Consider the following 18,858-nt stretch of genomic DNA (forward strand, 5'->3'; position numbering starts at 1 on the left):
CACCTCTGGAGAACCGTTGAGCACGATACGAGTGACCGGTCTGCACGTCCGGCACCGCAGAACCGTCGCCCTCGACTCGGTGGACCTCGACTTCGGTCCCGGCGTGCACGGCCTGCTGGGTCCGAACGGCGCCGGCAAGACCTCGCTGATCCGGGTCCTCGCCACGGTCGCCGCGCCGACCGGCGGCCGGGTGGAGCTGCTCGGGGACGACGTCCGCGAGCACCGGAAGCGGGCCGTGGTGCGCCGGCGGCTGGGTTATCTGCCGCAGGAGTTCGGCTACTACCCGGGCTTCACCGTGCGCGAGTTCGTCGCGTACGTGGCCTGGCTGAAGGAGATGCCCGCCGCCGAGGTCCCGGCCGCCGTCGAACGGGCCGTCGAACGGGTCGGGCTCGCCGACCGCGTCGACGCGAAGGTGAAGACGCTGTCCGGCGGCATGGTGCGCCGCGTCGGCATCGCGCAGGCCATCGTCAACGAGCCCGACGTACTGCTGCTCGACGAACCGACGGCGGGGCTCGATCCGGAACAGCGGGTGGAGTTCCGGGAGCTGCTGCGCGAGCTGGGCGGCTCGTCCACCGTCGTCGTCTCCACGCACCTGGTGGAGGACGTGACGGCGGCCTGCACGGAGGTCACCTTGATCGAGTCGGGCCGGGTCGCCTACCGCGGGACACCCGCCGCGCTCGCCGCACTCGGCGAGTCCGCGGACGGTATCGGCGTCGGCGTGGGCGACAACCCCATCGAGCGCGGCTACACGACGGCCCTGCGCACCCACCGCGCGTCGGCCACCCCCGCTCTGGAGGGGATGGCGCGATGACCCTCGTAGCGGAGAGGAGACCGGAAACCGCCCCGCACCCGCACCACCCGCTGCGCGCCGAGGTGGTCCGCGGTTTCGGCCCGTGGGCCGGTGCCGCCGTCCTGTTGACGGTCGCGGTCGCGCTGGGTGCCGACGCCGGCCAGTGGCAGGGCGGCTGGGCCGAGACGCGCGAGCGGTTGCACGTGGCGGCGGGGCTGCTCGGCGTGCCGCTGGCGCTGGCCGCGGGCTGCTGGCACGGCGGGCGGGAACGCAGACGCCGTACCGAGGAGCTGCTGGCGGCAGCCGCGCGCGCCCCGCTCGCCCGGCTGCTGGCGTCGGGGCTGCCGCTGGTGCTGTGGGTGGTCGCGGGCTACGCGGCCGCGGCCCTTCTGGCCTGGCTCGCCACCTGGTACTGCGCCATGGGCGACAGCCCGTACGTGATCGCACCGCTCACGGACGCGGCGGTCCTGGCGTCGGCCGTCCTGGCGGGCCAGGTCGTGGGCCGGCTGGTGGCCTGGCGGCTCGCGGCACCGCTGCTGGCGGCGGGCGCGTACGTCGGCATCGGCATGCTCACGTACGGCAGCGGCAACAACTCCTACGCACCCCTGTCGCCGGTCGTAGACGCCATGACCGACTCGGTCCCGGTGTGGTGGCAGCCGCTCGCGATGACGGCGTGGGCGGGCGGTCTCGCGGGCGCTGCCGTCCTGGCGTACGCGGCCCGTCTCCGGGCCGTCGCCCTGTTGCCGCTGGCCGCCGCGATCGCCGCGGGCACGCTGCTGGTGCAGACCGGGGACGGTCTGTGGCACACCGGCCCGCTCGCCCGCCGTCAGGTGTGCGACACCTCCACCACCCCGCAGATCTGTGTGAACGCCCGCTCCGAAAAGCTCCTGCCCCAGGTGAAGGACGCCCTGTCCGGACTCACCGGCCGGCTGGAGGGCGTACGGAATCTGCCGGTGCGGTTCGAGGACAGGCCGGGGGGACCGGCGCGGGACGAAGTGGGGCTGCCGATGCTCACGCCGATCGGCTGGACCGTCGTACGGGGTGAGCTCGCCGATCCGCGGGAGTACGCGTGGGCGGCCGGGATGTCGCTGTACGGCCGGTCCGAGTGCGACGATTCGGCGCCGTCGCTGGACGCGGTCGACAACGCCGTGGAGCACTATCTGGCGCCCAGCCCGTTGGAGAAGGACTTCGACGAGCAACTGGTCGAGAGCGACGAGGCCGACCGCGCCCGTCTCAAGGACCGCCTCGAGGCTCGCGCCCGCCTGCGGGCGATGAGCGAGCAAGAGCGCCGCGCCTGGCTGTCCGCCTACTTCGCCACGGCGAACGAGTGCGACCTGAGCAAGGTGCCGACGCTGTGACCGACCCCCGCCGCCTCGACGCCCGCTCCACCACCCCGCTCGACGGCCCGCTCCTGTACGCCCGCTCGCGTGCCGTCCCGCGCGCCCTCGCCGCGCTCCTCGCCACCGCCGCCCTCGCCGTATGGGCGGCGGACGGCCTGGACGCCTACGTCGATCCGGAACGGCGGGTGCCGGTCGTGGCGCTGGCCCCGCTGTTCGCCGCCGCGGTGATCGGGACGAGCCTGCACACCGCGTCCGACGAGCTGGACCGTACGGCGGTCCGCCCCTGGTGGCGACGGCGCCTGGTCCATCTCCTGGCGCTGACCGCGCTCACCGCGGCCCTGCTGTCCGTGGCGGTGCTCGGACACACCTCCGTGTTCGGTCCCCCCGCGATGATCCGCAACACCCTCGGCAGCACGGGCCTGACCGCGGCGGCGGCCGCCCTGCTCGGCGCCCGGCTGAGCTGGCTGCCGGCCTTCGGCTATGTCAGCGCGGTGTACCTGGGGTCGGCCGGTACGCACGGGCGCTCCAGCCCGGTGTGGGCGTGGCCGGTGCAGCCGGGCGGCAGGACCGGTGCCTGGACGGCGGCGGCGCTGGTCTTCGCGGCGGGCGCGGCGCTGTACGTCGTACGGGGTGCGCGGGGCCAGGGACCGCGCGCCTGAGGGGCCTCACGTCCTGGAGGTGAGGCACCCACTGACGGGGCCCTCGGTGGCGAAAGCGCCCCTGCCGAAACCGCCGATGACGGCGGGTATGCAAAAGCCCGGATCGTGGTCAGGCAGAGATGCCGTCGATCCGGGCCAGGGCGTCGTCCGCGCCGTACGGTTGCAAGTACGGCAGCCAGCGCGGATCCCTGTGGCCAGTCCCGATGATGCGCCAGGCCAGGCCCGTTGGCGGGGCGGGTTTGTGGCGCAGCCGCCAGCCGATCTCGACGAGATGGCGGTCGGCTTTGACGTGGTTGCAGCGACGGCAGGACGCGACGACGTTGTCCCAGACGTGCTTGCCCCCGCGACTGCGCGGGATGACGTGGTCGACGCTGGTTGCGACGCCACCGCAGTACATGCACCGGCCACCGTCACGGGCGAAGAGGGCCCGCCGAGTGAGAGGAACGGGCCCCCGATAGGGAACCCGTACGAATCGCTTGAGCCGGACCACGCTGGGTGCGGGGACAGTGACGGTAGCGCTGTGCATGAAAGCGCCGGACTCCTCAAGGCACACGGCCTTGTTCTCCAGGACGAGAATGAGCGCGCGGCGCAGTGGTACGACGCCGAGTGGCTCGTACGACGCGTTCAGGACCAGGACATGCGGCACGGATGGCCTCCTTGGACGCCGGCGGCGCGTGGCTCGCGCCGGGACGATTCGTTAGTCAGTCTCCCCTCATGCCTGGTGGAAGCGCCACCATGTCCCGGTAACGGGCTGGGAGTGTTTTCGACCACATCTAGTACATCCCCAGGATCATGAGCGGTTCATCCCACCTGTTCATCCCCAGGTGAGCGCGTTCTCTCCCTCGAACATCGCAACGATCCACACACGATGCCCCGATAGTGTGGTGGGCCTGCCCCACCGGTGACCTTTTCGTGACCTTGAACCGCGACGTACGCCCACGACGTACGACCCTGACCGCGACCGGAGGGGCGGGCCGCTGCACTGGAGGTACCTGCCGTGTCCTTGTCCGCCGTCCTACTGGCCGCCGGCCCGTCTCCGTCGCCGTCCCCCTCGGGGACGCCGACCGCTCCGGCGGTGCCGTCGCTCCAGGACGCCCAGGAGAGCGCGACGAACGCCGCCGGCTGGGTCCAGCAGAACTGGTCCACCTGGCTCGCGATCGGGCTGAGGGTTCTGCTGATCCTGGTGATAGCGGCGGTGCTGAGAGTTGTGGTGCGGCGGGCCATCACCAAGCTGATAGACCGGATGAACCGCTCGGTGAACTCGGCCGACGGCGGCGCGCTCGGCGGCCTGCTGGTGAACGTGGAGCGCCGCCGCCAGCGCTCCCAGGCGATCGGCTCGGTCCTCCGCTCGGTCGCCAGCTTCCTGATCCTCGGCACCGCGGCGCTGATGATCCTCGGCACCTTCGAGATCAACCTCGCCCCGCTGCTGGCGTCCGCCGGTGTGGCGGGTGTGGCGATCGGTTTCGGCGCCCGGAACCTGGTGACGGACTTCCTCTCCGGCGTCTTCATGATCCTCGAGGACCAGTACGGGGTCGGCGACACGATCGACGCGGGGGTCGCCTCCGGCGAGGTCATAGAGGTCGGCCTGCGGGTGACGAAGCTGCGTGGCGACAACGGCGAGATCTGGTACGTCCGCAACGGCGAGGTCAAGCGCATCGGCAACCTGTCCCAGGGCTGGGCGACGGCCGGCGTGGATGTGACCGTCCGCGCGAGCGAGGACCTGGACAAGGTACGGCGGACCCTCAACGAGGTCAGCGAGAAGATGAGCAAGGAAGAGCCCTGGAACGAGCTCCTGTGGGGCCCGATCGAGGTCCTCGGTCTGGACAGCGTCCTGCTCGACTCGATGGTCGTGCGCGTCTCCGCCAAGACCATGCCGGGCAAGGCCCTCACCGTCGAACGCGAACTGCGCTGGCGCATCAAGCGCGCGTTCGACGCGGCGGACATCCCGATCGTGGGCGGCGTGGCCGTCCTCGTCCAGAACGACGAGTCCGCGGACCCGACAGCCGCGGTGGCGGCCCCCTCGGTATACGCCAACACGGAGTCCCCCCAGGCCACGGCAGCCTCCCCGATCGTCCAGCCGAGGCCGACGCCGAAGTAGGGGTACGACGGGGGGCGCCGTATCGGTTCGGCACCCTCGTTCGGGTGAAGGGGTACGGCTGGACGCCCCCGCGGCCGGCTGACGGCTCCAGGGTGCTGTCGAGCCACTGCCCCGCGACAGCACCGAGGAACCCCGACGATGAACGCCGAGCCGGACCTCCTGTCCCAGCTGGAGCCCGTCGCCCTGCTGGCCCGGTACGAACAGGCCTCGCCCATGCCCATTCGCCCCGAGTACCTCGACGGGGTGGCCCATGTGCCGCTGTCGCCGCCGGACTTCCCGCACAGCGACACCGCCCTGAACCTGTTCTTCCAGCTCCGCTCGGCGGGAGTCCCCCACGTCGGCACCGGCAACGGGTACCGGTTCGCCGACCGGAGCGGCGGCACGACGGCCCTGCTCATCCCCGACTTCTACGCCCTGCACCGCAAGCCGACCACGGCCGACGAGGCGCACTACGGCACCCATCCGGGCTGGTACCCCATCGACATGCTCGCCCTCGTCGGCGAGGTCACCTCAACCAACCACGAGACGGACACCGGCCCGAAGTTCCGCACCTACGCCGCCGCCCGCGTCCCCGTCTACGTCCTCATCGACCGTCACTCCAAGACGGCCCACTGCTACACGGACCCGGTCCTCCCCGGCGACGACCCCACCGAGGCCTACTACGCCACTGACACCAAGGTCGACCTCGGGAAGCCGCTTCTGCTTTCGGAGCCGTATCCCACTGTGGACACGGCCCCGTTCATCACGGACTAGCCACGCGTGCTCCCCGCGCCGCTCCTCGAATCTCCCGCTGTTGTTCAGCCGAACCAGGTCACCTGAACAACCACGATCCGCTCGCCACGCACGTCCGTCAGAAAGGTGAGCATGAGCAGACCACGGCTCTCCGTGCGGGTCCCCGGCCCCCGCCTGCGGCCCGCCAGCACGGACGCATCAGCGGCCCCGCCACCGGCTCATCTAGCGGTGTGCTGTTCGGCCTGGGCGGACAACTCGGCCACCACCCTCGCGTGCTGTCCCAGACGCAGCTGTACCTCTGCCAGATTGACCTGTGTGGCCAGCCTCTCCGCGTTTAGCAGGGTGCGCTGAGCGTTGAATCACGGGCCGTCCGCCGCGGCGACCGCCCCCCCTCGCCATAGCCCCAGCGCCCCTTCCCACAACGCCACCGCAGGCTCATCGGCGTCCAACTCACGGGCCTGTCCCCCCAGATCACGGAAACAGATGCACATCCACCGCCGCCGCCTCCACCGTGAGCCGGTAGCCACTCAGCTCCCGAACGATGTCCGGCCCCAGCTCCATCAGCACCTGTCGCAGCCGAGACAGGTACCCGTACAGCGTCTCTCGGCCCCGTGTCGTGATCACGCACTACCGGTGTATATGCCGCTGACCAGTGGACCACGGACGATTCAAGACTTTCCGAAGGTTTTCCGACGGTCGGCACGACACGGTGCCGACACGTAACGGCGCCTAGTGGACCGGGGTCGACCGGACGTCGGTCCCATCACAGAAGGAGTGCGGGCATGCACAAGAGCTGGAAGCGCTCGGAAGCAGCCTTCCTCGAGACAAGTGAGCCAAATGGTCCGAGACATACATGCCTCATGAGTATCTGAGGGTTTCAGGCACTTTGGCCGCCAGCCCGCCTGGTTACGGCGGCCGGGCAGATCGCGTCCTGCTGGGCGCGGGCCAGGACCGCGATGGCGCAGCGAGGCTAGCTGTCGTCGGGCAGCGGACGGTGCATGGGCAGGCCAAGGGAAGTTATCCGACTTCAGGCGGCACACGTCGGTGAGCCGCGAATCGGTGGTAATGGCCGGCCTGGGCTCGGACCTGGTACGGCGTCGCCAGGCGGATCAGCGGAGCCGGTGTGCCGTATCAAGCATGGGCTGGATGGCGAGGGTCGTGAACAGCCGCTGGAGGAGGGCGGATGCCGTTCCACGCTCGCATGCAAGAGATTCAAGGCAAGACGCGAACTCTGTGCTCTTACCGAGGGGGAGATTGGTCATGAATTCAACACGAAGGACGATCCTGCGGGGGATGGCGGCGGCGCCGCTCGTGGCGACAACGGGCGGGTTACTGGTGCCGGAGTCGGCGATGGCGTCTCAGGCCGCTCAGGTGGAAGCCCCGCTCACCCTGACCTACAACCCTGCCGAGACCAGCGCCAATGTGCAGGGAATCCGATGGCTCATACGGAAGTACGGCGGCAGGCGGTACAACGCGGCGACGATTTCGCTGGCGCGCGCGTGGCAGGTCACCAACGTGACGGCCGAGGATCTCAATTGGCCAACTGACTCGCCCAAGCCCGAGTTTGTCTTCGGCTGGTCCCCCAACGACCAGGACGCCAACACAGCCCATTGGCATCCCCAGGGCGTCACGACGTACTACGACGCGTGGGGCCGGAACGGCAAGCGCATGATGGTTTCCTGGTACAACAAGTCATCGTCGAAAGAGGGCGCTCGCATAGCCGTCATCGATCGCAGCGGCAACGATCGGCGGTACCACTACGTGACGCTGGTGAGAGCGAAACGGTCTGGTAAAGACGCGTACACCACCGAGGCGCTCTCCGGCCTGCACGCGGGAGGCCTGGCGTGGTACCGGAACCGACTGTATGTCACGGACAGCGAGAATGGCGCGCTCTTGGTGTTCAACACCGATGACCTGTTCAAGCCCGGAGGCGACACCCCGTATGAGTATGCGATGCCTTTGAGCCGCATCTACACTGCGGATGAGGCATCGAAAAAGAGGCTCACGTTCTCGCAGGTCTCGGTTGACCGTACCTCGCTCCAGGGGCCGATCCGGCGGACCAGTCTCATCGTGAACTCGTTTGACAACCAGGATCCCGAGAACCGGCCCACGTACGAAAATCAGATCGTGGGCCGGTGGAGCTTCGAATACAACAGCGGATCGCTGCAGTCCAGCGGTACGACTGCTCGGTCATCGTCGGTCTACCGGGTTAACCGGGGGAGCGGCCTGCCCGTTGAGCGTGGAATTCAGGGGGCGGTCGCCATCCGCAACAGGTTGCACCTCTCCGTCAGTGACGGCGTGGGCGGCAAGGGGCTCTTCAGTACCGTGCCGCTCAACGGCGAGGGCGTCGGGACCGCCGTGGCAACGTGGCAGGTGCCGCGCGGGCCGGAAGACCTGAGCTACGAGGAACGGAGCGGAAGGGGCGGCTGGGTGTGGGGCCTCGGTGAGTACGTGGGGAACCGCCATGTGTACGCGATGCGAGTGGTGTGAGAACCCATTTTCCAACCGACCTTGGAACGCGGGGTCAAACGGGGATTCCGTTCGGGTGATCTTCCGGCTGTACGCGCATGAAGGCATAACCTTTCGGTAGCTCGGGGTTGTGTTTCAGGACGATCAGCCGCATGCCTTTCGGTCAGGTGCTCAGGTCGGGCAAGTCGGTGATCTCTGCGACCCAGGCGCCGGGCTGCTCGGTGCCTCCCGCGTCGTAGGCCGGTGTCCATGTCTTCTTCGGGATCTTCAGGACGGCCTGGTGGATGGCGTCGGTGATGGTCATTCCGACGGAATACGACAGCCACCGGCCCGGCCTGGCGAGCCAGTCGAGGAAGGCGTGGGTGCCGGTGCCGCCGGCGGAGTCGGTGCGGATCAGTGTCTGCCGGCCCCGCCCCAGGAGTTTGGGGAGTTGAGCGAGGGCGAGTTGGGTGGTGGCGATGTGATCGCTTGCGGTGTTGGAGCCGGGGTTGCCGGGCCGCAGCAGGGCGGCCGCCGGCTCGCCGGACCCGGCCGGGCCGGGCCGGGCCGTGGACTACGAACGCGACAAGCAGATGCTGGCCGAAGGCCTTCTTCCAGGTCGCGGTGGCGTCCTACTCTCGGAGAGCGCGAGCACCGGCACGCCGTTGATGTCCACGATCACGTTGCCGTCAGCGGCCGGACCATTTGCCCTGGCCAGCCCCCAGACCCGCGAGCGCACTTCGGCCCGCGCCGACCGGAGCACGGTGAGGGCCCTCGGGCCGGCTGCGGCGAGGACGTCAACACGACACCCTCGCCCAGCTTGCCGCCGGCTTCGGCATCTCCATCGGCACCGCCCACGCCTACGCGGCAGCCGTCGTCGATCTGCTCGCCGACCGCGCGCCCGGGCTGCTGCGTGCCCTGCGCGAAGCCGACCCGGACTACGTCCTGCTGGACGGCACTTTGGCGGAGTGTGACCGGGTTGGCGACGGCCGGGCCGGCTACTCCCACAAGCACCGCCGGCACGGAGTGAACGTGCAGGTCGTGACCGACCCAGCCGGACGGCTGCTGCGGATCTCGCCCGCACTGGGCTGGCGTGCCCCGTCAGCAAGCCTCCCTGCTTCAGTGAAACTCGTGGACCACCTGGATCTCGCCGACAATGTGGGCGTTGAAGTCGTCCAGCTCCTCAGCCGGAACCCAGAGCTCGAGGATCGTCTGCCCGCCGGCCTGCTGGACGGGATACCGGCTCAAGAACTCCGACTCGACCTCAAAACGAGTGACGAAGCCCGCACCGTCGTGCTTCACGTTCCAGTCCCGCGCAATCTTGATCGCGTAGTCCTCGTTGAGGACCGGGTAGAAAATCGGCTGCTCGGGAAGCCGAGGCGGCCACGCACGCCAGTTCAGATCGCGGACCAGGTCCAGCTCCTTGGGGCCAGTGGGGCGCCACAGGGTCGTCGCTGGTCGCTGGCTGGTCATGTGAGCCGCTCTCTGAACCTGGGAAGCCGCTGGTACGGCCGGTCGGAGGACCGGACCTTACCGGCAACGTCAACTCAGCAGCTACCGAGTTCCGCACCCGACCATCGCCGTGACCAGCAGCTACGGGACAAGCCTGGGGTGGCCCGCGCCTTGTTGAGGCGCTCCGACGCCTTGGACATGGGCTTCAGACCGCCGAAGAGCGGCGTTCGCCCAGTCTCACGCCCCCCGCGCGCAGCAACCCGACCCCCGCGCCCCACACACAGCCGCCCCGCAGGTAACCGGCTCCGCCCCCGCAGGTAACGACTCCATTGCCGCGGAAGCTCTCTATTGACGCCTCCTCCGCACCGGGCCTATGGTCCAGGCCATCAGATAGGAAACCTTCCTAACAGTCATCGCCGGATGGACTTCCCGGCTTGATCACTGGGAAGCTGTACGGCCGAGAGGCAGGTGTCGACCCCATGGCAGGAATCGCCGGTACGCCGGGCACCCCGCGCGTCCTGCGCGCCATGAACGACCGTGCCGCGCTGGACCTGTTGCTGGAGCACGGGCCGCTGTCCCGTACCCGGATCGGCAAGCTCACCGGTCTGTCCAAGCCGACCGCCTCCCAGTTGCTGGCCCGGCTGGAGGCCTCGGGGCTGGTGCTCGCGACCGGCACCACCGAGGGGCGTCCGGGCCCCGGCGCCCAGCTCTACGAGGTCAACCCGGCCGCCGCGTACGCCGCCGGGATCGACGTCACTCCGGAGCGCATCCTGGCCGCCGTCGCCGACGTCACCGGCCGGACGGTGGGCGAACACGAACTGCCCACCCCCGGCAGGCGGTCGACGAAGTCCGTCGTCCAGCAGGTCACCGACGCCCTCGACGGCGCGGTCAAGGCGGCCGGGCTCGCCCGCGACGACCTGCACCGCCTCGTCATCGGCACCCCCGGCGCCTTCGACCCGGGCACCGGCCGGCTGCGCTACGCCTCCCACCTCCCCGGCTGGCACTCCCCCGCACTGCTCGACGAACTGGCCGCGGCGCTGCCGATGCCGGTCGAGTACGAGAACGACGTCAACCTCGTCGCCGTGGCCGAGCAACGGCTCGGTGCGGCGCGGGGGTACGGCGACTTCGTACTGCTCTGGAGCGAGGGGGGCCTCGGCGCCGCCCTGGTCCTCGGCGGGCGGCTGCACCGGGGCTGGACCGGCGGTGCCGGCGAGGTCGGTTTCCTGCCGGTGCCGGGCACCCCCCTGGTCCGCCAGGTGGCCAAGGCCAACAGCGGTGGCTACCAGGAACTGGCCGGCTCGCAGGCGATCCCCCGGCTGGCCCGTGAACTCGGCGTCCAGGACATCCCCTCGGGCCCGTATCCCGAGGTCGCCGCCGCTCTCGTGACCCGCGCCGCGGCGGCCGACGACGACCTCCACCGGCGTCTGCTCCAGACCTACGCGACGAACCTCGCCACCGGCCTGGCCTCGCTCGTCTCCGTCCTCGACCCCGAACTCGTCGTCCTCAGCGGCGCCTCGCTCACCTCGGGCGGGGAGCCACTGCGCGCCCTCGTCCAGGCCGAACTGGAGGAGCTGGCCGCACCCCGGCCCCGGCTCGTTGTGGGCGACGTCCGTGAACACCCCGTACTGCGCGGCGCGTTGGAGAGCGCGCTCGCGACGACCCGCGACGAGGTCTTCGACACCTCGCGCTGAACCGCGTCACCCCTCGCACACCCACCATCACCTCGCCCTGGTCCTAGGGAGACCCCGTCATGCCCACAGCCATCCCCGAAGTCGCCCGAAAGGCGGCTTTTGCCCTCACTGCTTCTCTCGCCCTCCTCGCCACGGCCTGTACGGGCCAGTCCTCCTCCGGAGCCACCGACGACGCGTCCAAGGACACGACGATCACCTTCTGGCACGCCTGGAGCGCGCCGAACGAGGTGAAGGGCGTGAAGGCACTGATCGCCGGCTTCGAGAAGGCGCACCCCAACATCCATGTGAACGTCGTCGGCAACATGACCGACGACAAGATCAACCAGGCCCTGCGCGCGGGCGGCAGCAAGGCGCCGGACGTGATCTCGTCGTTCACCACCAACGGCGTCGGCAAGTTCTGTTCGTCGGGCGCGCTGGTCGACCTCAACCCGCTCTTCGAGAAGTCGAATATCGACCCGGCGACCACCTTCCCGAAGGCGATGGGCGAGTACACCCAGTACGACGGCAACCGCTGCGCCGCCCCGCTGCTGGGCGACGCCTACGGCCTCTACTACAACAAGACCGCGTTCAAGAAGGCCGGCATCACCAGTCCGCCCAAGACCTGGTCCGAGTTCGCGGCCGACGCCAAGAAGCTGACGATCACCCAGGGCGACACGTACAAGCAGCTCGGCTTCATGCCGAACTACCACGGCTGGGAGACCACGACCGAGCACTACATGGGCCAGTTCTCGCCGACGTACTTCGACAAGAGCGGCAAGTCGACGATCGCCACCGACCCGGCCGTCGCCGACGCCTTCACCCTCCAGAAGAAGCTGGTCGACGACCTCGGCGGCTTCCAGAAGCTGGAGAAGTTCCGTTCCGGCCTCGGTGACGAGTGGGGCGCCAAGCACCCCTTCCAGACCGGCCAGGTCGCCATGCAGCTCGACGGCGAGTGGCGCCTGGGCATGGCCCTGGACGCCAAGCCCGGCTTCGAGATCGGCGTCGCCCCGCTGCCCGTCTCCGACGACCAGGCCGACCAGTACGGCAAGGGCTACATCACCGGCACCATCGCCGGCATCGCCGCCACCAGCCAGAAGCAGAACGCGGCCTGGGAACTGCTGAAGTACATCACCACGGACACGGACGCGGTGGTCGGCTTCTCCAACGCCATCCACAACGTTCCTTCCACGCTCGCGGCCCTGAAGTCCCCGAAGCTGAAGTACGACCCGCGCTTCAAGACCTTCCTCGACATCGCCGCGAACCCGCACTCGACCACCGCCCCGTCCTCGATCAACGGCGGCGTCTACCTCACCACCATCCAGGAGCTCGGCTACGACTACGAGAGCGGCAAGACCACCGACCTCAAGGCCGGCCTGAAGAAGGCGGCAGCGCAGATCGACACGGATATCGCGCAGGCGAAGTAGTCATGGCCACCCACATGTTGCGGGCGAAGCACCGGCCCCCCGGCCTCCGTGCGAAGCAGCGGAAACAGGCGCTGCGCACCCTCGCCTTCCTCTCGCCCTGGTTGATCGGTTTCGCGGTGTTCTTCGCGTACCCGATGCTCTCGACGATCTACTTCTCGTTCATGCACTACGACGGCTTCAAGCCGCCGACCTGGAGCGGGACGAAGAACTGGACGTACGTCTTCGAGCACTACCCCTTCTTCTGGCCCGCCCTGCGCAACACGCTGTGGCTGGTGGTCATCATGGTGACCCTCCGCGTCCTGTTCGGGCTCGGGATCGGCATGCTCATCACGAAGATCAAGACGGGTACGGGGATCTTCCGTACCCTCTTCTACCTGCCCTACCTGGCCCCGCCGGTGGCCGCGACCATGGCGTTCGCGTTCCTTCTCAACCCCGGTACGGGACCGGTCAACTCCATGCTGGAGAGCATCGGCATCCCGGCACCGGGCTGGTTCAACGACCCCACCTGGTCCAAGCCGGCCCTGACGCTGATGTTCCTGTGGGGCGTCGGCGACCTGATGGTCATCTTCATGGCCGCGCTGCTCGACGTACCGAAGGAGCAGTACGAGGCGGCGGAGCTGGACGGCGCGTCGGCGTGGCAGCGGTTCCGGTTCGTCACCCTGCCGAACATCTCGCCGATCATCATGTTCGCGGTCGTCACCGGCGTGATCGCGGCGATGCAGTGCTACACCCAGCCCCTGGTCGCCGGAAAGGTCGCCTCGGGCGTGATCCAGGGCGCGGGCACCCAGTTCCAGCCCGGCTACCCCGAGCACTCCACGCTCACCCTCCCCCAACTCGTCTACAACCTCGGCTTCCAGCGCTTCGACTACGGCTCCGCCTGTGTCGTCGCTCTGGTCCTGTTCGCCCTGTCGATGGCGTTCACCGCGCTGTTGATGCGGCGCCGGGGCGGTCTCATCCAGGCAGGTGACTGACATGACCCAAGTACTGGACCGGCCGGTGGAGTTGAAGGCCCCAGCCTCGCCCGCCGAGCGCACCGCCCGCCGCAGGGCACTCCTGGAGTGGATCGCGGTCCACTCCCTCGGCGTCGCGGCCGCCCTCTTCTTCACCCTCCCCTTCGTGTTCGTCTTCCTGACCTCCCTGATGAGCGACTCGCAGGCACTCAGCCGGGACCTGATCCCGCACACCTGGGAATGGGCGAACTACCGGAGGGTCTTCGACACCCCCGGCTTCCTCACCTGGTGGAAGAACACGCTGATCTACGCCGGGCTGGGGACGGTCCTGACCGTCATCTCCTCGGTTCCCGTGGCGTACGCGCTGGCCAAGTTCCGCTTCCGGGGCCGCAATCTGACGCTCATGCTGGTGATCTCGATGATGATGCTGCCTCCGCAGGTGGTCGTCATCCCGATGTACCTGTTCTGGGCGAAGCAGCTCGACCTGTCCGGCACGCTGTGGCCGATGATCATCCCGCTGGCGTTCGGCGACGCGTTCTCGATCTTTCTACTCCGCCAGTTCCTCATGACAATCCCCAACGAGTATGTGGACGCGGCCAAGGTGGACGGCTGCGGTGACCTGCGGACCCTGCTGAAGGTGATCCTCCCGATGGCGAAGCCCGGCATCGCCGCCATCGCCCTCTTCCAGTTCTTCAACGCCTGGAACGACTACTTCGGCCCGCAGATCTACGCCTCGGAGAACCCGGGCGCGTGGACCCTCTCCTACGGCCTGGAGTCGTTCAAGGGCGCCCACCACACCGACTGGAACCTCACCATGGCCGCGACGGTGCTGGTCCTGGCCCCCGTGCTCCTCGTGTTCTTCTTCGCCCAGAAGGCGTTCGTCGAAGGCGTCACTCTTACTGGCGTAAAGGGTTGATCCATCTATGAAACTCACCGTGGTCGGCGGCGGTTCGACCTACACCCCCGAACTCATCGACGGTTTCGCGCGGTTGCGGGACACCCTGCCCATAGAGGAAGTCGTCCTGGTCGACCCCGCGGCCGAACGCCTGGAGCTGGTCGGCGGGCTGGCCCGGCGCATCTTCGCCAAACAGGGGCACCCCGGGCGGATCGTCACGACCGACGACCTGGACAAGGGCGTCGAGGGCGCCGACGCCGTCCTGCTCCAACTGCGCGTCGGCGGCCAGGCCGCGCGTCAGCAGGACGAGACCTGGCCGCTGGAGTGCGGCTGCGTCGGCCAGGAGACGACCGGCGCGGGCGGCCTCGCCAAGGCTCTGCGCACGGTCCCGGTGGTCCTGGACATCGCCGAACGCGTACGCCGCGCCAACCCGAACGCCTGGATCATCGACTTCACCAACCCGGTCGGCATCGTGACCCGGGCCCTGCTCGAGGCGGGCCACAAGGCGGTCGGCCTGTGCAACGTGGCGATCGGCTTCCAGCGGAAGTTCGCGGGGCTGCTCGGCGTGGCACCCTCCGACGTCCACCTCGACCACGTGGGCCTCAACCACCTCACCTGGGAGACGGGCGTGCGCCTCGGCGGCCCCGAGGGCGAGAACGTCCTGCCCGGACTCCTGGCCGCCCACGGCACGGACATCGCCGGGGACCTGCACCTCCCCCGGCCCCTCCTGGACCGTCTGGGCGTGGTCCCGTCGTACTACCTGCGCTACTACTACGCGCACGACGAGGTGGTACGGGAGCTGCGCACCAAGCCCTCCCGGGCGGCGGAAGTCGCCGCCATGGAACGGGAGTTGCTGGACCTGTACGCGGACCCGGCGCTCGACGAGAAGCCGGAGCTGCTGGCCAGGCGCGGCGGCGCCTTCTACTCGGAGGCGGCCGTGGACCTGACCGCGTCCCTGCTCGGCAAGGGCGGCAGTACCTACCAGGTGGTGAACGCGTACAACCGGGGCACCCTGCCCTTCCTGCCGGACGACGCGGTGATCGAGGTACAGGCGGCGGTGGGCCCCAAGGGGCCGGCCCCGCTGTCCGTGCCGTCCGTGGACCCGCTGTACGCGGGCCTGATGGCGAGCGTGACGACGTACGAGGACCTGGCCCTGCGGGCCGCCCTGCACGGCGGTCGCGACCGGGTCTTCCGGGCCCTGCTCGCCCACCCGCTCGTCGGCCAGTACGCGTACGCCGAATCCCTCACCGACCAGCTGATCGCACACAACCGGGAGCACCTCGCGTGGGCCTGACCGCAAGTGTCCTCGCCGTCGACGCGGGCAACAGCAAGACCGACGTCGCGGTCGTGGCGGCCGACGGAACCGTCCTCGCCGCGGCCCGCGGCGGCGGGTTCCGGCCACCGGCGGTGGGCGTGGAGAAGGCGGTGGACAAGGTCGCGGACGCGGTGAAGCGGGCGTTCGCCGCGGCGGGCGTCGAGTCGGCCGACCATGTCTCCGCCTGTCTCGCCAACGCCGACTTCCCCGTGGAGGAGGAGCAACTGACGGCCGCGCTGCACGCGCGCGCGTGGGGGGCGCGTACCGAGGTCCGCAACGACACGTTCGCGGTGCTGCGCGCGGGCGTCACCGAGCCACGCGGGGTCGCCGTCGTCTGCGGCGCGGGCATCAACTGCGTCGGCATGCGCCCCGACGGCCGCACCGCCCGCTTCCCCGCGCTCGGCCGGGTCTCCGGCGACTGGGGCGGCGGCTGGGGCCTGGCGGAGGAGGCCCTGTGGCACGCCTCCCGCGCGGAGGACGGCCGCGGCGGCCCCACCACGCTGGCCCGCACCATCCCCGCCCACTTCGGCCTCACCTCCATGTACGCCCTCGTCGAGGCCCTGCACCTGGAGCACATCGAGCCCGCCCGACAGCACGAGCTGACTCCCGTGCTGTTCGCCACCGCGGCCGACGGCGACCCGGTCGCCCGGTCCATCGTCGACCGGCTGGCCGAGGAGGTGGTCACCATGGCGACGGTGGCGTTGGCACGGCTCGACCTGCTGGAGGAGGAGACCCCGGTGCTGCTGGGCGGAGGTGTCCTGGCCGCCCGCCATCCCCAACTCGACGACGGCGTACGAGACCTGCTGGCGACCCGCGCCCCCAAGGCGGTCCCCCGCGTGGTGACCGCGCCCCCGGTACTGGGGGCAGCCCTGCTGGGCCTGGACCGGGCACAGGCACCCGAGGAGGCCCACGAGCGGCTACGAGCGCACTTCGCTCACTCCAGCCCGTCCGGCGTTTGAGGACGAGACCCCTTGAGCCGACACGGGGGTCGGGGGGCGGAGCCTCCAGGGCTGCTGAGACACCGGTCCACCCCCAAACGCCGGCCCGCCACCCCCAGCCCGTCCGGCGTTTGAGGACGAGGCCCTTCAGGCCGACAGGGGGTCTGGGGGCGGAGCCCCCAGGGCCGCGCGCCACAACGCATTCGTCCGCTGAGACACCGGTCCACCCTCAAACGCCGGCCCGCCACCCCCAGCCCGTCCGGCGTTTGAGGACGAGGCCTTCGGGCCGACAGGGGGTCTGGGGGCGGAGCCCCCAGGGCTGCTGAGACACCGGTCCACCCTCAAACACCGGCCCCGCCACCCCCAGCCCGTCCGGCGTTTGAGGACGAGGCCCTTCAGGCCGACACGGGGGTCTGGGGGCGGAGCCCCCAGGGCCGCGCGCCACGACGCACCCGCCGACACCCACCGCCGGAGGGGGAACCGAACAGATTCCCACGGCGTATACATGGGCAAGGGGTGGTGAAGGGGGCGCGATCAAGCCGCCGGCAGGCATTCCGCACTGCGATCCGATCAAGATCCAGCCAAGGCCGATGCGGATGTCAGTCCCGCCAGCGATACTTGCTGCGACGGATGACCATGGGGGAGGTCAAACAGTGACACACCCGGCGAAGAGCAGCGCGACGCCACCACCGGCACCGGGCGTGCCCACCATGCCGGCGGTACCACCGCAGCCGACCCCGCCGGGGCGGCCGGGGCGGCCGGATCAGTACGCCCGGCGCGGCCCGCAGGGCGACCCCGGCCGGCCGTCGCCCCCCACGCCTCCGCAGGCACGGCGTACCGCGTTCGCCGAGGGAGCCGACCGCCTGCGCGCGGCCGCCACCACCGAACCGGGCCGGCTGCGCATCATCGGCGCCGTCCTCGCGCTCCTCGTCGTGGCCTTCGGCGCCGTCACCGCCTGGCAGACGGCCGACCGGTCGGCCGCCGCCGACGACGTCCTCAACAACAGCCAGCCGCTCAGCTCCGCCGCGGCCGACATCTACCGCTCGCTCGCCGACGCCAACACCACCGCCTCCAGCGGCTTCCTGGCCGGCGGCCAGGAGTCGGCGGCGTCCCGCGAGCGGTACGAGAAGGACATCGACAACGCCGCCGAGGGCCTCGTCGAGGCCGCCGCCAACTCCGACCCGGGCTCCCCGGCGGCGGCGACCGTGGCCGATCTGAACCGGCTGCTGCCCGAGTACAAGGGCCTGGTGGAGCGGGCCCGGACGTACAACCGGCAGGGCTTCCCGGTCGGCGGCGCGTATCTGCGGTACGCCAACGAGAAGATGCAGAAGGAGATGCTCCCGAAGGCCGAGGATCTCTACACCAAGGAGAACCAGCGGCTGCGCGCCGACTACGGGGACGCCACGCCCTACCCGTGGGCGGCGATCGGCCTCGGCGTCCTCGCACTCGCCGGTCTTGCCTGGGCCCAGCACCGCAACTACCGGCGCACCAACCGGGTGTTGAACCACGGCCTGGTCGCCGGCACGGCCACCGCCACGGTGGTCCTGCTCTGGCTGGTCGTCGGCCACAGCGTCGCGCGCGCGGACCTCAACGCCTCCTACGACGACGGCGTCCGCTCGCTGAACGTGCTGCACGACGCCCGGATCGCCTCCCTCAAGGCACGCGGCAACGAGAACCTGACCCTGGTGGCCCGCGGCGCCGAGACCAAGAAGGTGGGCGCTGAGAGCGTCGACGCCTACGACTACGACTTCAAGACCAACATGGCCACCCTCGGCAAGGGCCTCGCCGAGGCGGAGAAGCTCGCCGACGACACGACCGGCGAGCAGCCGGTCACCCAGGCCGTCGGCAACATGACGGAGTGGAAGAAGCGCCATGGCGCGGCCCGCGCGGACGACGAGAACGGCAACTACGCCAACGCGCTGGCGAGGGTGATAGGCGCCAAGGGAGCGACCGGCGAGTGCTTCGACAGCGTCGACGCCAATCTCGCCAAGGCGATCGACCACGAGACGACCGAGTTCGAGCAGTCGGCCGGTGACGGCCTGTCCGCGATGACGGGGCTTTCGGCCGGCGCCGCCGTCCTCGCGGTCCTGGGTGCCGCCGGCGCGGTGCTGGGCGTCGGGCGCAGGCTTTCGGAGTACCGGTGAAAG

General features: G+C 69.9%; 17 protein-coding genes and 2 pseudogenes. 14 read left to right on the forward strand and 5 right to left on the reverse strand.

Features of this window, described 5'->3' with window-relative positions:
• The first annotated feature begins 16 nt into the window (after nucleotides 1-16).
• From AB0H86_RS14605 to AB0H86_RS14615, 3 genes are read left to right on the forward strand one after another with little or no spacing between them, the layout of a single operon-like run.
• Nucleotides 17-811 (forward strand): ABC transporter ATP-binding protein, encoded by a 795-nt coding sequence (locus tag AB0H86_RS14605; protein WP_362437139.1) that lies wholly within the window; start codon nucleotides 17-19, stop codon nucleotides 809-811.
• Entirely contained in the window at nucleotides 808-2,148 is a 1,341-nt protein-coding gene (locus AB0H86_RS14610; protein WP_362437141.1) for a hypothetical protein, read from the forward strand. Before AB0H86_RS14605 ends, AB0H86_RS14610 begins: the two co-directional genes overlap by 4 nt.
• Nucleotides 2,145-2,789, forward strand: a complete 645-nt coding sequence (locus tag AB0H86_RS14615) for a hypothetical protein (protein ID WP_362437143.1) — start codon at nucleotides 2,145-2,147, stop codon at nucleotides 2,787-2,789. The genes AB0H86_RS14610 and AB0H86_RS14615 overlap by 4 nt, the downstream gene beginning before the upstream one ends.
• Before the next feature lie 109 nt (nucleotides 2,790-2,898).
• On the opposite strand, the gene AB0H86_RS14620 is transcribed toward AB0H86_RS14615, so the two are convergent.
• Nucleotides 2,899-3,435 (reverse strand): HNH endonuclease, encoded by a 537-nt coding sequence (locus tag AB0H86_RS14620; protein ID WP_030670120.1) that lies wholly within the window; start codon nucleotides 3,433-3,435, stop codon nucleotides 2,899-2,901.
• Between the two features lie 351 nt (nucleotides 3,436-3,786).
• On the opposite strand from AB0H86_RS14620, the gene AB0H86_RS14625 reads away from it, so the two are divergent.
• Both AB0H86_RS14625 and AB0H86_RS14630 read left to right on the forward strand, forming a co-directional pair.
• On the forward strand, nucleotides 3,787-4,887 hold the full coding sequence (locus AB0H86_RS14625; protein WP_362437146.1) for a mechanosensitive ion channel family protein: 1,101 nt from the start codon (nucleotides 3,787-3,789) through the stop codon (nucleotides 4,885-4,887).
• 138 nt (nucleotides 4,888-5,025) lie between these two features.
• Nucleotides 5,026-5,640, forward strand: coding sequence for a Uma2 family endonuclease (locus tag AB0H86_RS14630; RefSeq protein ID WP_362437148.1), 615 nt, complete (start codon nucleotides 5,026-5,028; stop codon nucleotides 5,638-5,640).
• A 197-nt stretch (nucleotides 5,641-5,837) separates the two neighbouring features.
• Here AB0H86_RS14630 and AB0H86_RS14635 read toward each other — a convergent pair whose 3' ends face one another.
• Together AB0H86_RS14635 and AB0H86_RS14640 are read right to left on the reverse strand one after the other, a co-directional pair.
• The gene (locus tag AB0H86_RS14635) at nucleotides 5,838-5,960 is read right to left on the reverse strand and encodes a hypothetical protein (RefSeq protein WP_362437361.1); all 123 of its coding nucleotides are present in this window, start codon (nucleotides 5,958-5,960) and stop codon (nucleotides 5,838-5,840) included.
• Nucleotides 5,961-6,090: 130 nt separating this feature from the next.
• Complete coding sequence (locus tag AB0H86_RS14640) at nucleotides 6,091-6,243, reverse strand: hypothetical protein (RefSeq protein WP_362437150.1); 153 nt, start codon at nucleotides 6,241-6,243, stop codon at nucleotides 6,091-6,093.
• Between the two features lie 636 nt (nucleotides 6,244-6,879).
• Here AB0H86_RS14640 and AB0H86_RS14645 point away from each other — a divergent pair.
• Complete coding sequence (locus AB0H86_RS14645; protein ID WP_362437152.1) at nucleotides 6,880-8,109, forward strand: hypothetical protein; 1,230 nt, start codon at nucleotides 6,880-6,882, stop codon at nucleotides 8,107-8,109.
• 145 nt (nucleotides 8,110-8,254) lie between these two features.
• On the opposite strand, the pseudogene AB0H86_RS14650 reads toward AB0H86_RS14645, so the two are convergent.
• Nucleotides 8,255-8,869 (reverse strand): annotated as a pseudogene (locus tag AB0H86_RS14650) (transposase); the annotation flags it as partial.
• Here AB0H86_RS14650 and AB0H86_RS14655 point away from each other — a divergent pair.
• Nucleotides 8,863-9,153 (forward strand): annotated as a pseudogene (locus tag AB0H86_RS14655) (transposase family protein); the annotation flags it as partial. The pseudogenes AB0H86_RS14650 and AB0H86_RS14655 overlap by 7 nt on opposite strands.
• A 33-nt stretch (nucleotides 9,154-9,186) precedes the next feature.
• Here the strand turns inward: AB0H86_RS14655 and AB0H86_RS14660 are convergent.
• On the reverse strand, nucleotides 9,187-9,540 hold the full coding sequence (locus tag AB0H86_RS14660; protein ID WP_362437154.1) for a hypothetical protein: 354 nt from the start codon (nucleotides 9,538-9,540) through the stop codon (nucleotides 9,187-9,189).
• 458 nt (nucleotides 9,541-9,998) lie between these two features.
• Here AB0H86_RS14660 and AB0H86_RS14665 point away from each other — a divergent pair, with 458 nt between their 5' ends.
• The 7 genes from AB0H86_RS14665 to AB0H86_RS14695 all read left to right on the forward strand — a co-directional run bounded on the left by AB0H86_RS14665 (nucleotide 9,999) and on the right by AB0H86_RS14695 (nucleotide 18,855).
• Nucleotides 9,999-11,210: an ROK family transcriptional regulator gene (locus AB0H86_RS14665; protein ID WP_362437156.1), complete on the forward strand. Its 1,212-nt coding sequence runs from the start codon at nucleotides 9,999-10,001 to the stop codon at nucleotides 11,208-11,210.
• A gap of 59 nt (nucleotides 11,211-11,269) precedes the next feature.
• Nucleotides 11,270-12,613: an ABC transporter substrate-binding protein gene (locus AB0H86_RS14670; protein ID WP_362437158.1), complete on the forward strand. Its 1,344-nt coding sequence runs from the start codon at nucleotides 11,270-11,272 to the stop codon at nucleotides 12,611-12,613.
• A 2-nt stretch (nucleotides 12,614-12,615) separates the two neighbouring features.
• On the forward strand, nucleotides 12,616-13,584 hold the full coding sequence (locus AB0H86_RS14675; RefSeq protein WP_362437160.1) for a sugar ABC transporter permease: 969 nt from the start codon (nucleotides 12,616-12,618) through the stop codon (nucleotides 13,582-13,584).
• 1 nt (nucleotide 13,585) lies between these two features.
• Entirely contained in the window at nucleotides 13,586-14,479 is an 894-nt protein-coding gene (locus tag AB0H86_RS14680) for a carbohydrate ABC transporter permease (RefSeq protein WP_362437162.1), read from the forward strand.
• A gap of 7 nt (nucleotides 14,480-14,486) precedes the next feature.
• Nucleotides 14,487-15,752, forward strand: coding sequence for a 6-phospho-beta-glucosidase (locus AB0H86_RS14685; RefSeq protein ID WP_362437164.1), 1,266 nt, complete (start codon nucleotides 14,487-14,489; stop codon nucleotides 15,750-15,752).
• Complete coding sequence (locus AB0H86_RS14690) at nucleotides 15,743-16,732, forward strand: BadF/BadG/BcrA/BcrD ATPase family protein (protein WP_362437166.1); 990 nt, start codon at nucleotides 15,743-15,745, stop codon at nucleotides 16,730-16,732. Before AB0H86_RS14685 ends, AB0H86_RS14690 begins: the two co-directional genes overlap by 10 nt.
• A gap of 632 nt (nucleotides 16,733-17,364) precedes the next feature.
• The gene (locus AB0H86_RS14695; RefSeq protein ID WP_362437168.1) at nucleotides 17,365-18,855 is read left to right on the forward strand and encodes a hypothetical protein; all 1,491 of its coding nucleotides are present in this window, start codon (nucleotides 17,365-17,367) and stop codon (nucleotides 18,853-18,855) included.
• Nucleotides 18,856-18,858 lie beyond the last annotated feature (3 nt).

This window comes from Streptomyces sp. NPDC050997, assembly GCF_040660135.1.
Lineage (GTDB): Bacteria > Actinomycetota > Actinomycetes > Streptomycetales > Streptomycetaceae > Streptomyces.

Bases quoted from the DNA above. Each gene is read 5' to 3' on its own strand.
- AB0H86_RS14610 (WP_362437141.1), top strand. From the start codon at position 808: ATGACCCTCGTAGCGGAGAGGAGACCGGAAACCGCCCCGCACCCGCAC.
- AB0H86_RS14630 (WP_362437148.1), top strand. From the start codon at position 5,026: ATGAACGCCGAGCCGGACCTCCTGTCCCAGCTGGAGCCCGTCGCCCTG.
- AB0H86_RS14680 (WP_362437162.1), top strand. From the start codon at position 13,586: ATGACCCAAGTACTGGACCGGCCGGTGGAGTTGAAGGCCCCAGCCTCG.
- AB0H86_RS14675 (WP_362437160.1), top strand. From the start codon at position 12,616: ATGGCCACCCACATGTTGCGGGCGAAGCACCGGCCCCCCGGCCTCCGT.
- AB0H86_RS14670 (WP_362437158.1), top strand. From the start codon at position 11,270: ATGCCCACAGCCATCCCCGAAGTCGCCCGAAAGGCGGCTTTTGCCCTC.
- AB0H86_RS14660 (WP_362437154.1), bottom strand. From the start codon at position 9,540: ATGACCAGCCAGCGACCAGCGACGACCCTGTGGCGCCCCACTGGCCCC.
- AB0H86_RS14645 (WP_362437152.1), top strand. From the start codon at position 6,880: ATGAATTCAACACGAAGGACGATCCTGCGGGGGATGGCGGCGGCGCCG.
- AB0H86_RS14665 (WP_362437156.1), top strand. From the start codon at position 9,999: ATGGCAGGAATCGCCGGTACGCCGGGCACCCCGCGCGTCCTGCGCGCC.
- AB0H86_RS14685 (WP_362437164.1), top strand. From the start codon at position 14,487: ATGAAACTCACCGTGGTCGGCGGCGGTTCGACCTACACCCCCGAACTC.